Annotated in this window: 10 protein-coding genes; 2 read left to right on the top strand and 8 right to left on the bottom strand. The window is 70.2% G+C overall.

Going from position 1 to position 12,356, the window contains the following annotated elements; translation table 11 throughout:
- Nucleotides 1-45: 45 nt before the first annotated feature.
- The 5 genes from rbfA to rimP form a co-directional block, all read right to left on the bottom strand.
- Nucleotides 46-540, bottom strand: coding sequence for a 30S ribosome-binding factor RbfA (rbfA, locus tag RBS60_RS09825; protein ID WP_307957367.1), 495 nt, complete (start codon nucleotides 538-540; stop codon nucleotides 46-48).
- A 105-nt stretch (nucleotides 541-645) separates the two neighbouring features.
- Nucleotides 646-3,564 carry a translation initiation factor IF-2 gene (infB, locus tag RBS60_RS09820; protein WP_307957366.1) on the bottom strand — a complete coding sequence of 973 codons (2,919 nt, stop codon included), beginning with the start codon at nucleotides 3,562-3,564 and terminating at the stop codon, nucleotides 646-648.
- A gap of 156 nt (nucleotides 3,565-3,720) precedes the next feature.
- Nucleotides 3,721-4,053 carry a YlxR family protein gene (locus tag RBS60_RS09815; RefSeq protein ID WP_307957365.1) on the bottom strand — a complete coding sequence of 111 codons (333 nt, stop codon included), beginning with the start codon at nucleotides 4,051-4,053 and terminating at the stop codon, nucleotides 3,721-3,723.
- Between the two features lie 126 nt (nucleotides 4,054-4,179).
- A complete protein-coding gene (nusA, locus tag RBS60_RS09810) occupies nucleotides 4,180-5,148 on the bottom strand; it encodes a transcription termination factor NusA (RefSeq protein WP_307957364.1) in 969 nt (322 codons plus the stop codon).
- Entirely contained in the window at nucleotides 5,148-5,792 is a 645-nt protein-coding gene (gene rimP / locus RBS60_RS09805; RefSeq protein WP_307957363.1) for a ribosome maturation factor RimP, read from the bottom strand. Before rimP ends, nusA begins: the two co-directional genes overlap by 1 nt.
- 95 nt (nucleotides 5,793-5,887) lie before the next feature.
- On the opposite strand from rimP, the gene RBS60_RS09800 reads away from it, so the two are divergent.
- Together RBS60_RS09800 and RBS60_RS09795 are read left to right on the top strand one after the other, a co-directional pair.
- Entirely contained in the window at nucleotides 5,888-7,237 is a 1,350-nt protein-coding gene (locus tag RBS60_RS09800; protein WP_307957362.1) for a DUF4439 domain-containing protein, read from the top strand.
- A gap of 114 nt (nucleotides 7,238-7,351) precedes the next feature.
- On the top strand, nucleotides 7,352-8,077 hold the full coding sequence (locus tag RBS60_RS09795; protein ID WP_307957361.1) for a VIT family protein: 726 nt from the start codon (nucleotides 7,352-7,354) through the stop codon (nucleotides 8,075-8,077).
- A 24-nt stretch (nucleotides 8,078-8,101) separates the two neighbouring features.
- Here the strand turns inward: RBS60_RS09795 and RBS60_RS09790 are convergent, their stop codons facing one another.
- The 3 genes from RBS60_RS09790 to RBS60_RS09780 are packed head-to-tail and all read right to left on the bottom strand — an operon-like array spanning nucleotide 8,102 to nucleotide 12,233.
- Nucleotides 8,102-9,508 (bottom strand): pyridoxal-dependent decarboxylase, encoded by a 1,407-nt coding sequence (locus tag RBS60_RS09790; RefSeq protein ID WP_307957360.1) that lies wholly within the window; start codon nucleotides 9,506-9,508, stop codon nucleotides 8,102-8,104.
- Nucleotides 9,509-9,551: 43 nt separating this feature from the next.
- The gene (locus tag RBS60_RS09785) at nucleotides 9,552-10,355 is read right to left on the bottom strand and encodes a TSUP family transporter (RefSeq protein ID WP_307957359.1); all 804 of its coding nucleotides are present in this window, start codon (nucleotides 10,353-10,355) and stop codon (nucleotides 9,552-9,554) included.
- Nucleotides 10,356-10,364: 9 nt separating this feature from the next.
- Nucleotides 10,365-12,233, bottom strand: a complete 1,869-nt coding sequence (locus RBS60_RS09780; RefSeq protein WP_307957358.1) for a proline--tRNA ligase — start codon at nucleotides 12,231-12,233, stop codon at nucleotides 10,365-10,367.
- Nucleotides 12,234-12,356: the final 123 nt, after the last annotated feature.

The following is a 12,356-nucleotide window of genomic DNA, read 5'->3' as shown; positions in this document are numbered from 1 at the left end:
GGGGGCCCCCCCGCCCTTCCTCGTCGAGTCGAGGTGAACTCGATGTCAGTCCTCGTGGAGCTCCACGCTGTCCGACTCGTCCTCGCCGTCGTAGTCCGCGTCAGCCGAGGCCTCGTCCGACGCCGAGTCCTGGCGGTACGGGTCGGCGTCGCCTGCGTGCCGCGCACCCTCGGCGAGACGGGCCACCTCGGCATCCCGCTCCTTGGCCTGCCGCAGCAGGTCCTCGAGGTGCGAGGCGTTGACGGGGATCTCATCCGCGACGAACTCGAGCGTCGGCGTGAGCCGGATCGTCAGGTTGCGCCCCACCTCGCGGCGGAGCACGCCCTTCTTGGCCTCGAGCACGTCCTGAGCGCCCTCGGCGGCGGCAGAGTCGCCGAGCACGGTGTAGTAGACCGTGGCGTGCTGGAGGTCATTGGTGACGCGGGCGTCGGTGATGGTGATCGCCTCGGCGCGCTCGTCCTTGACGGCCTTGCGCAGCGCCTCGGCGACGAGCACCTTGATCCGCTGCGCGAGTCGCGCAGCACGGGCCGGGTCGGCCATGGGTCTCTCCTTCATACGTCGTGGACCGGGAGCGGCTGGTCAGCCGGTCCGAAGGCGGAGGAAGGGGGCCCCGGTTTCCCGGGGCCCCCCTTCGCCCACTCAGGCTCAGACGCGCGGCTTCTCGCGCATCTCGAACGTCTCGATGATGTCCTCGAGCTGGAGGTCGTTGAACGACCCGAGCCCGATACCGCACTCGAAGCCCTCTCGGACCTCGGTCGCATCATCCTTGAACCGCTTGAGCGACTCGATGGTGAGCTTGTCGCCGACCACCGTGCCGTTGCGCAGCACGCGGGCCTTCGCATTGCGGCGGATGAGGCCGCTGCGGACGATCGAGCCGGCGATGTTGCCGAACTTGGAGGACTTGAAGATCTCCCGGACCTCTGCGGTGCCGAGCTGGACCTCCTCGTACTCCGGCTTGAGCATGCCCTTGAGCGCGAGCTCGATGTCATCGATCGCCGCGTAGATGACCGAGTAGAAGCGCATGTCCACGCCCTCGCGGTCCGCGAGATCGGCGACGCGTTCGGCCGGCTTGACATTGAAGCCGATGATGATCGCGTTGTCCACCGTTGCGAGGTTGACGTCGTTCTGGGTGATCGCGCCGACGCCGCGGTGGATGACACGGAGCTGGACGTCCTCGCCCACATCGATCTTGAGCAGCGAGTCCTCGAGTGCTTCGACGGCACCCGACACATCGCCCTTGAGGATGAGGTTGAGGGTGTCGATCTTGCCCTCGGCCACTGCCTGGTCGAAGTCCTCCAGGCTGATGCGCTTGCGGCGCTTGGCCAGCTGCGCGTTGCGGTCGGCCGCCTCACGCTTCTCAGCGATCTGGCGTGCCGTGCGCTCATCCTCGGTCACGAGGAACGTGTCGCCTGCACGCGGCACCGAGGACAGGCCCAGGACCTGGACCGGTCGCGACGGCGTCGCGGTCTCGACGGACTCGCCGTCCTCGTCGAACATCGCGCGGACACGGCCGTGGGCAGTGCCTGCAACCATGTTGTCGCCGACGTGGAGCGTTCCGGACTGGACGAGCACGGTCGCCACGGCGCCGCGGCCCTTGTCGAGGTTGGCCTCGATGGCCACACCGCGCGCGTCCTTGTTCGGGTTCGCGCGGAGGTCGAGCGCAGCGTCTGCCGTGAGGAGGACCGCGGAGAGCAGCTCGTCGATGTTCAGGCTCTGGCGGGCCGAGACATCCACGAACATCGTGTCGCCACCGTATTCCTCGGGAACGAGGCCGTACTCGGTGAGCTGACCGCGGATCTTCTCCGGGTTCGCGCCCTCCTTGTCGATCTTGTTCACCGCCACCACGATCGGCACGCCGGCCGCCTGGGCGTGGTTGAGCGCCTCGACGGTCTGGGGCATCACGCCGTCATCCGCCGCGACCACGAGGACCGCGATGTCGGTGACCTGCGCACCACGGGCACGCATGGCGGTGAACGCCTCGTGGCCCGGGGTGTCGATGAACGTCAGCTTGCGCTCCTGGCCGTCATGCTCGAACGCGATCTGGTACGCACCGATGTGCTGCGTGATGCCGCCGTGCTCGCCCTCCACCACATTGGTGTTGCGGATGGCGTCGAGGAGGCGGGTCTTGCCGTGGTCGACGTGGCCCATGACGGTCACAACGGCCGGGCGCTTCTCGAGGTCCTCGTCGGTCTCCGCATCCAGCTCGGCCTCGAGGTCGATGTCGAAGGACTCGAGCAGCTCGCGCTCCTCGTCCTCCGGCGAGACGACCTGGATCTTGTAGCCGAGTTCCGCGCCGAGCACCGAGAAGGTTTCCTCGTCGAGGGACTGGGTGGCGGTGGCCATCTCACCGAGGTGGAACAGCACCGTCACGAGCGAGGCGGGGTTCGCATCGATCTTCTCGGCGAAGTCTGTGATCGAGGAGCCACGGCGCAGGCGCACAATCGTGGAGCCGTCGCCGCGGGGCACCGAGACGCCGCCGAGCGACGGTGCGCTCATCTGCTCCAGTTCCTGGCGCTTCGCGCGCTTCGACTTGCGCTGCTTGCCGCGGCCGGCGCCGCCCTTGCCGAAGGCTCCCTGCGTGCCGCCGCGTCCGCGGCCGCCCTTGCCGAAGCCGCCCCCAGCGGGAGCGCCTCCACCCGTACCGGGCGCGCCGCCCGGACGGCCCGGACCGCGACCGCCAGTGCCCGCGGGGCGGGCGCCACCGGGCTGCGGACGATCCGTGCGGGGAGGCATCATGCCGGGGTTCGGGCGTGCGCCGCCCGGGCCGCCGCCGGGACGCGGAGCACCCGGGCGGGGTCCGCCCGGACGGGGAGCGCCAGGGCGGGGAGCGCCAGGGCGAGGTGCGCCCGGACGCGGGGCCCCCGGGCGCGGGATGCCTGCCGTGCCGCCTGCAGGGCGGGGAGCGGCCGGACGCGGACCACCGGGGCGGTCACCGTCACGTCCGCCACCCGGACGGGGCATGCCCTGGGAGGACGCGAACGGGTTGTTCCCCGGACGGGGCGCGCGCTCACTGTCACGGCCGGAGCGCTGCATGCCCTGAGAGGACGAGAACGGGTTGTTGCCGGGGCGCGGTCCGCTGGGCCGCGGGCCTGGAGTCGCGCCGGGGCGCGCACCCGAGGCGGGACGCGGCGACGGCGAGCCTTCTGCGGGGCGAGCGGCCGGGCGGGGAGCCTCGGAGCCCGCCTGGGGCGTGGTACGCGTCTGCTCGGCCGTGGGACGCGGAGCGGCGGCGGGACGCTGCGGAGCCGGGCGTGCGGGAGCAGGCGTCTCGGCCTTCGCTGCCGGAGCCGGTGCGGGCGCAGGGGCCGGTGCTGGACGCGCGGGACCGGGGGTCGGTGCCGCAGCGGAGGGCCGGGAGGCGGGTCGGGCAGGCCTATCGCTTGCCTTCGCACCCGACTTTCCGCCGTCGGCGGGGTAGGCGTCGCGAAGCTTCTTCACGACGGGCGCCTCGATCGTCGAGGACGCAGAACGCACGAATTCGCCGAGCTCTGCGAGCTTGGCAACGGCGTCCTTGGAGGTGATACCGAGCTCCTTGGCGAGCTCGTGTACGCGGACCTTGGCCACATTTCTCCTGTCTCGGTCCGCACCGAGCCAGGCACGGACCGTCTAATGCTTGCTGCGGGCTCCCTCAGCGCGGGCGCGCCTCGAGGAGCCGTCGGCGGTGCGCAACGAGAAGTTCATTGCTACGCACTCATCGATTGGGGACTCATCGGGTATCCATCAGATTTCTGACCCGCTTTCAACATGGACCTCAGGAAGGTCAGTGTCCGTCCCGACGGGAGCCGGGACGGAAGTGCCGAAGTAGTCATCGACGCTGCGCGCATCCACCGGGCTACGGAAAGCACGGTGGAAAGCACGCCGCTTGACGGCTTGCTTCAGGCATACCTGATCGGGATGCAGCCAAGCACCGCGACCGGGCAGTCGGCGGCGGGGATCCACGATGACGCGCAGGGCGTCGGTGGGATCCGCCACCAGCCGGAGCAGTTCCGACTGGGCCGCGGTGCGGCGGCATCCGATGCAGGTTCGCAGAGGCTGACCGTGTGTCTGCGTCATCTCTGCTCTCTCACATCGTGCGGGATCGGCGCTTGATACGCCCAACCCTGCCGCCGGGCGCAGGCCCAGACTCATCTATTCTAGACCCTTGGCCGAAGGATCCCGGAATGCGGGCCCGGGGTCCGCTCAGGCGTGAGCGTCGGATCCGATGTCGATACGCCAGCCGGTGAGCTTCGCAGCGAGGCGGGCGTTCTGGCCCTCCTTGCCGATCGCGAGCGAGAGCTGGTAGTCGGGGACGAGCACGCGGGCCGAACGGGTCGCCTCATCGACGATCGTCACGCTCGTGACCTTCGACGGCGAGAGGGCGTTCGCGATGAACGCCGCCGGAGAGTCGTTGAAGTCGACGATGTCGATCTTCTCGTCGTTGAGCTCTGTCATGACCGCGCGGACCCGCGAGCCCATCTCCCCGATGCACGCGCCCTTGGCGTTGACGCCTGGCACGAGGGCGCGGACCGCGATCTTGGTCCGGTGCCCTGCTTCACGCGCTATTGCGACGATCTCCACGCTGTGGTCTGCGATCTCGGGGACCTCAAGCTCGAACAGCTTCTTCACGAGCCCCGGGTGCGAACGCGAGAGCGTGATGGAGGGGCCTTTCATGCCTCGGTGGACGTCTACGACGTAGGCCCTGATCCGCGACCCGTGCAGGTACTTCTCGCCGGGCACCTGCTCCGGCGGCGGGAGAACGGCCTCGACGGTGCCGAGGTTCACCTGGACCATGCTGGGATTGTGGCCCTGCTGGATGAGGCCGGCCACGAGCTCACCTTCGCGGCCCTTGAACTCGCCCAGCACGTTGTCGTCCTCGACGTCGCGCAGCCGCTGGAGGATGACCTGACGGGCGGTGGTGGCCGCAATCCGGCCGAAGCCCGCAGGGGTATCGTCGAACTCGCCGACCGCGTTGCCGTCGTCGTCCTCCTCCACCGCCCAGATCGTCACGTGGCCGCTCTTGCGGTCCACCTCGGCGCGGGCGTGCTCAATCGCACCCGGCGACTTGTGGTAGGCAAGCAGAAGCGCCTGCTCGATCGTCGGAATGAGCTTCTCGACGGGGATGTCCCGCTCTCGCTCCAGCAGGCGCAGCGCGCTCATGTCGATGTCCACTAGGCCTCCTCGGCGTTGTCGGTGTCCTGGTGGTCTTCCAGGCTCGGATCTTCGACGTCCAGGTCTGTGTCCAGATCGACGTCGTCGAGATGGGTGAACTCGATCTCGACCCTGCCGCTGCGGATCTGTTCAAACGGAAGCTCGACGGGTTCGCCCGACTTCGGCTTGACGCCCTTCTTGGCAGGCAGGTCCGGTATGACGACGATCCCGCCGTCCGTCACCTCCTGGAGCCTGCCGGTCACGTTCTCGCCGCCGATCACGTTGACCTTCACGAGCCGCCCTCGGGCCCGGCGCCAATGGCGGACCTCGGTCAGCGGCCGGGCAACGCCGGGCGAAGAGACCTCAAGGTTGTAAGGCTGCCTCTGTCCGCGCGGATCAGCATCCATGACATCCGAGAGTTCGCGCGAGAGCTCGGCGATGACATCGAGGCCGACGCCGCCGGTCTGGTCATCCGTGAGGTCGACGACGACGTGGACCGTGCGGTGCTTCCCCGCGGCCTTTACCGTAACGGCTTCGAGGACGAGGCGGCGTGCCTGGACCGTCGGCTCGAGGAGCGCAGAGAGGCGTGCCTCCTCTCCGCCCGCGTGCGGGTCCAGCCCAGCCTGGGTCGGGGTGGCCTGCGAGGGCAGATCCGGCTCGGACATGGGAGTCCGCCTCCTTTTGCTCAATTGTCTACCTAGACTATCCGGTCGCGGCCTCGGGCGCGGGACTGAGCCGGGTCCGTGGCATCATCGAGACCGTGAATTCCACCACCCCGCCCTCCCCTGACCCTGCGCGCCCCGATGCAAGCGCAGCGCGGCAGGAATCGGCCCGCCGCGTGCGGCCGTGGGTGTGGGCAGTTGCCCTCGGCGCCGCCGCTGTGATCGGGGCAGGGGCCTCCCTTGTCGCAGCGCCTCCCCCACCGGCAACGCCGCCTACCGCGAGCGCGGCCGCGATGACACGGGCGCACGACGACGCCGCTCGCCTTGCTGCGATGGCTCGCCTCCTCGCCCGCTCCCCGACCGTGCCTGACGACGCCGCGCGGCGGGGCGCGCTGCACGCGGCTGACGTCCTAGACCTCCAGGCGGGCGTTCTCGCGGCCTCGCTCCCCTCACGGAGCACGTCAACGAGCCCGTCAACGAGCCCGTCCCAGGGCGCTGTCTCAAGCCCTTCCTCGGAGTCGTCGTCCGGTGTCCAGGATTCCCCCGCCCTCGTGATCACCGGGCTCTCCGCGAGCGCGGCTGCACGCGCGTCGGACCTCCGCTCGGTCGACGGGCCGACGGCAGCCCTTCTCGCATCTGTCGCGGCCGGCCAGGCGCTCGAGGCCGCCCGCTACGCCCATGCGGCAGGGGCACCAACTCCCGCCCCCACGCTGACGGCTCCTGAACCCACCGCAACCCCGCCCTCGGCCGGTCAGAGCACCGGGTCTTCCACCCCCAGCACAGCATCCGCCGGCCCGGCCACCTCGTCGGGGGGCCCGAGCGCGTGCTCGGCGCCGGCATCGCAGCCGCAGTCAATGTCGCCGTCACAGCCGCGGTCGCCATCGCAGTCACCGTCGGCCACGAACTCTGCGCTTCCCGCGACGCAGTCACTGTCGCAGGCCCCGTCGGAGGGAGCGGCAAACGGACAGTCGGCCTTCGTGGCGGTGGAGCAGGCGGAGCAGGCCGCCGTTTGGACGTACACAGTGCTGGCCGCCCGAACTGAGGCGGCCGCCCGCACGTCCAATCTGGCTGCGGCGGGCCTGCACCAGGCGCAGCTCCGCTCACTGGTCGTGCTGGCCGAGCGCGCGTGTGCGGCCCTGCCCGCGCCGGACGCCGGCTTCGGCCTTGCAGCCGACGCGGGCACCCCGGCCCAGCTCGCGGCCCTCGAGCAGTCGGTCGCCGCGGCGTGGTCCGGTCTCGTAGGTGCCAGCACCCCTGACTTCCGCACCACGGCGGCCGAGGGCCTGCTCGGGGCGGCGCGCCGCGCCGATGCGGTGGGGGCGCAGTCCACGCTCGCGGCATCGGCCTTCCCGGGGCACGCCGGCGGCCGGGCTGAGGCCGAGGCGTTGGGCAGCGCCGCCACGCGGGCCGCTTCCGCCACGTCCGCGGCGCCGAGCCCCGGCCGCTGACCGGCACTTACCGGCACTTATCGGCACTGACAGGTGCTGACGGGCGCTGATCTGGGCCTAAGGAAAGGCTTGCTTAGCTGGCATGGCGGCGCATCTGCGTGCCAGAGTGATTTCATGAGCAGCGATTCAGCCACGCAACTCCACCCCGAGCCCCAGGGCACCGATCTGGCGGCCAAGCTCAACTGGCTCCGGGCGGGCGTCCTCGGCGCGAACGACGGCATCGTGTCCGTCGCGGCCGTCGTCGTCGGCGTCGCGGGCGTGACCACGAACAACGGCCCGATCCTCGCCGCGGGCCTGGCCGCCGTCGTCGGCGGTGCCATCTCTATGGCGCTCGGCGAGTACGTCTCCGTCAGCAGCCAGAGCGACAGCCAGAAGGACCTCATCGCGAAGGAAACCCGCGAGCTCCGCGAGCAGCCGGCCGAGGAGTTCGAGGAGCTCGTGGGCCTGTACACGCACAAGGGCCTCTCCGAGGAGACAGCGCGGACGGTGGCGAAGGAACTCACCGAGAACGACCCGCTCCGGGCGCACCTCGACATCGAGCTCGGCATCGACCCCGAAGAAATCGTGAGCCCGTGGCACGCTGCCTTCGCGTCGGCCGTCTCGTTCCTCATTGGCTCCATCTTGCCGATGCTCACGATCCTCCTCGCGCCGGCCAGCTTCAGGGTCCCGCTGACGTTCGTCATCGTGCTGATCGCGCTCGCCATCACCGGGTGGGTCGGCGCCTGGATCGGCGGCGGCTCGCGGGGCCGTGCGTCATTCCGGGTCGTCATCGGTGGAGCGATAGCCCTCGCCGCGACCTTCGGACTCGGCAGCCTGCTCGGGACTACAGGCATCGCGTGACCCCGGCGGGACTCGTCCCGTCAGTCAGAGGCCCTCTGTTGCCTCCAGGGCAGCACGCACCGCGGCGACGCTCACCTCGATGTCGCGCGCGTCGGTGGACCAGTTGGCCACCGAGATCCGGAGCACCGTGCGATCGTGCCAGCGCGAGCCGGTCATCCACACGCGCCCGTCCGCGGCGAGCCAGTCCGCGACCGCCTCTGTGCGCGCGTCTGAGCCGAATGCGAGGCACACCTGGCTGAACACGACGTCGTTGAGCACCTCGGCGCCGGGCAGCGCCCCGATGCGCCGGGCCAGTTCGCTGGCGTTGGCCACGAGCCCGGACACGAGATGGTCGACTCCGGTCCGGCCGAGGGACCTCAGAGCTGCCCAGACCGGCACACCGCGGGCACGCCGCGACAGCTCGGGCACCTTCTCGAACGGATCCCCGGCACCGTGGTCCCCGAGCGGGTCGTGGATGAGGTAGTCGCCGTGCATCCCGAGCGCCGTTCGGAGGGCCGGGACGTCGCGGCAGACAACGATCCCGCAGTCGTACGGGACGTTGAGGTTCTTATGGGCGTCGGTGCCCCACGAGTCGGCCTGCTCCGCTCCGGCCATGAGGTGCCGGGTAGCCGGCGATGCGGCGGCCCACAGCCCGAAGGCCCCGTCGACGTGGACCCATGCGCCGTGTTCGCGAGCCGCGGCGATGGACTCCGAGAAGGGGTCGAACGCACCGGAGTGCACGTTCCCCGCCTGGAGGCACACGATCGCCGGTCCGTCACCCGCTGGACCGTGCGCAAGCGCGTCTCCGAGCGCGTCGGGCAGGATGCGCCCCTGGCTGTCGACGTCCACCGTGATCGGCGCGCCGAGCCCGAGCAGCCTCAGCCCCATGTCGACGGTGTCGTGCCGCTGCGCCCCGACGAAGACGCGGATCCGCGGAGCACCGGTCAGGCCGTTCGCGTTGACGTCCCACCCGGCCCGCTCGAGGACTCTCCACCGAGCAGCGGCGAGCCCGCTGAAGTTGGCCATGCTCGCCCCGGTCGCGAAGCCGACGTCCGCGCCCGCCGGGAGCCCGAGGAGGTCCAGCACCCACCGGCTGGCGGCCTCCTCGGCGGCGACGACGCCGGGCGTGGCGAACCGCAGGCCCGTGTTCTGGTCCCACGCGCTCACGAGCCAGTCGGCGGCCATGGCCGCAGGGAGGGTGCCACCGATCACGAATCCGTAGAACCGACCAGAGGCCATGGCCGTGAGGCCCGGCTCGGCAGCTGACGCCAAGAGGTCCACGGTCGCCGCCGGGGCGAGGCCTGCCTCGGGCAGGGCGCCACCGAACGCCTCGGCGAGCGAATCCGCCGTCGTCCTCGGCGCGACATGGCGCTCGGGCACACTGGCCAGCCACTTCCGGGCGTGCGTGGCGGCGCGTGCGAGAGGTTCGTCGTAGTCTTCGGGGCGCAGCATGCGGGCAGGATAAGCCCGGCTCCCCCGTCCCGAAAGTCCTGCGCTAAGCGAAGTTCTCGTTCCAGACGTCGATCCCGAGCTTGACCGCTAGGGCCGCAACCACGGCGAGGAAGACCCACCGGATGAACGTGTTGCCCCGTGCTACCGCCATGCGTGCGCCGAGGTACCCACCGCACATATTCGCGGCGCCCAGAGCCAGGCCGAGGCCCCAGAGGAGCGTCCCTCCCGGCGCGAACACGGCGAAGAGCACGATCGCGCCGATGTTGGTGGCCATGTTGACGATCTTGGCCTTCGCGCTCGCCTCGAGGAATGCGTACCCCATCCCGGAGACAAGGGCGATGACAAGGAACGATCCCGTGCCCGGGCCAATGAGGCCGTCATAGAACCCGATCGCGAGCCCCAGCCCGCAGGCGGCAGCGAGGTGCCTGCGGCCCTTGAGCCGCAGCTGCGTGTACTGGCCCATCTGCGGCTTGAGGGCGGTGAAGAGCGCAACGGCGATGATCGCGGCCAGGATGATCGGCTTGAACATCCGGCCGGGCAGCACCGTGGCCACTGCCGCCCCGCCGAACGCGCCGGCGAGCGCGACGAGCGCCATCGGGATGGCCGTGCGCAGGTCTGGCCGGACGCGACGCGCGTAGGTGACCGCGCTCGTCGTCGTGCCGAAGACCGAGCCCATCTTGTTCGTCGCGAGGGCCTGGACGGGCGCGATGCCGGGCACCGCGAGGAGCGCGGGCAGCTGGATGAGTCCGCCGCCGCCCACGACGGCGTCGACCCACCCGGCCGCAAAGCCCGCGACGAGAATCAGCGCAAGGGTGAGCGGATCGAGTGCCTCGAAGCCGCTGAGCACGCCGACGCGCTAGTCGACGTCGGCCGCGGCCGTCTCGCGCACCACAGCACTGGCTGCTTCAGCGGGGCTTCCGCTGGCCTTGCCGCTGGCCTGTGCGACGATGCGATCCACGACCTCGGCGACGGGGACGTCCTCCGCGGTGCCGGAGCGCCGGTCCTTGACCTCGAGGGTGCCAGTGGCGAATCCCTTGCCGACGGCGACGATGGTCGGCACGCCGATGAGCTCGGCGTCGCCGAACTTGACTCCCGGAGAGACCTTCGGCCGGTCGTCGAGCATGACGGTGAGACCGCGGGCCTCGAATTCGGCCGTGATGCGTTCGGCCTCGGCGAAGATCTCCTCGCCGCGGCCGACGGCCACGACGTGCACGTCCGCCGGGGCCACGGAGCGCGGCCAGATGAGGCCGCGGTCGTCGTGGTTGGACTCGGCAAGGGCCGCGACGGCGCGGGTCACGCCGATGCCGTACGAGCCCATCGTGACCGTGACCTGCTTGCCATTCTCGTTGAGGACCTTGAGCTCGAGGGCCTCGGCGTACTTGCGGCCGAGCTGGAAGATGTGTCCCATCTCGATGCCTCGCGCCGTCTCGAGCGGGCCGGAGCCGTCCGGGGCCGGGTCGCCGGCTCGGACCTCGGTGCACTCGATGACGCCGTCCCAGCCGAAGTCGCGGCCGGCCACGAGACCGTAGACGTGCTTGCCCTGCTCGTTCGCGCCGGTGATCCAGCGGGTGCCGGAGACCACGCGAGGGTCCACGAGGTAGAGGATCTTGGTCTTGCCCTCGAGGCCGAGGAGAGCCTCATCGCGGTCGAGGCCGGGGCCGAGGTAGCCCTTGACGATGAGCGGCTGCTTCTTGAGCTGCTCATCGTTCGCGGCCTCGATGCCGATCTCGCCCGCCACGGGGAGGAACGCCCCGATGTTGGCCTCGACACGCTTGAGGTCCACGGCTCGGTCGCCCGGGAGGCCGATGACCACGAGCTGGGACTCGCCGGTGGGCAGCGTGACCGCGAGGACCACGTTCTTGAGCGTGTCCGCGCCGGTCCACTCGCGCTCGGGGTTGGGGAAGATGGTCTGCGAGGCAGCGACGAGCGAGTCGATGGTCGGGGTGTCCGGTGTGTCGAGCACCTGCGCCGCGGGGGCACCGGCGAAGTCGATCTCGTCGGGGACGACCGTCGAGACGGCTTCGACGTTGGCCGAGTAGCCGCCGGGCGAGCGGACGAACGTGTCCTCGCCGATCTCGGTCGGGTGGAGGAACTCCTCGCTCTTGGACCCGCCCATCGCGCCAGCGGTCGCCTTCACGGCCACGACCTCGAGGCCGAGGCGCGCGAAGATCTTCACGTATGCCTCGCGGTGCTTCGCATAGCTGGCGTCCAGGCCTGCGTCGTCGACGTCGAACGAGTACGAGTCCTTCATGATGAACTCGCGGCCGCGGAGGAGGCCGGCCCGGGGGCGGGCCTCATCGCGGTACTTGTTCTGGATCTGGTACAGCGAGAGCGGAAGGTCCTTGTAGGAGGAGTACAGGTCCTTCACGAGGAGCGTGAACATCTCCTCGTGCGTCGGGGCAAGGAGGTAGTCTGCCTCCTTGCGGTCCTTGAGGCGGAAGATGCCTTCGCCGTACTCCGTCCAGCGATTCGTGGCCTCGTAGGGCTCCTTCGGCAGCAGGGCCGGGAAGTGGACCTCCTGCGCGCCGATCCCGGCCATCTCCTCGCGGATGATCTGCTCGACCTTCCGCAGGACCGCGAGGCCGAGCGGCAGCCACGTGTAGATGCCAGGTGCGGCGCGCCGGATGTAGCCGGCGCGGACGAGGAGCCTGTGGCTCGCGACCTCTGCATCGGCGGGATCCTCGCGGAGGGTACGCAGGAACAGGGTGGAGAGTCGCAGGACCACGGGCATCCGTTTCTCGAAGCTGAGCCGATCAGGCTCCAGGGCAGGGAAAGTCAGCTACCAATGTATCCCAGCACTGCAACTCCCCGATCGCTGGAGTGACGGCGCACACGCCGTGCGCGCAGG

The organism is Sinomonas sp. ASV486 (assembly GCF_030908215.1).
Classification (GTDB): domain Bacteria; phylum Actinomycetota; class Actinomycetes; order Actinomycetales; family Micrococcaceae; genus Sinomonas; species Sinomonas puerhi.
The sequence above is the reverse complement of the archived record's forward strand: the minus strand, read 5'-3'. Positions and strand labels throughout refer to the sequence as shown.

What these genes read in the sequence shown, in the direction of transcription:
- rbfA (WP_307957367.1), bottom strand. Translation starts at nt 540, where the DNA reads ATGGCCGACCCGGCCCGTGCTGCGCGACTCGCGCAGCGGATCAAGGTG.
- RBS60_RS09795 (WP_307957361.1), top strand. Translation starts at nt 7,352, where the DNA reads ATGAGCAGCGATTCAGCCACGCAACTCCACCCCGAGCCCCAGGGCACC.
- RBS60_RS09790 (WP_307957360.1), bottom strand. Translation starts at nt 9,508, where the DNA reads ATGCTGCGCCCCGAAGACTACGACGAACCTCTCGCACGCGCCGCCACG.
- rimP (WP_307957363.1), bottom strand. Translation starts at nt 5,792, where the DNA reads ATGTCCGAGCCGGATCTGCCCTCGCAGGCCACCCCGACCCAGGCTGGG.
- RBS60_RS09815 (WP_307957365.1), bottom strand. Translation starts at nt 4,053, where the DNA reads ATGACGCAGACACACGGTCAGCCTCTGCGAACCTGCATCGGATGCCGC.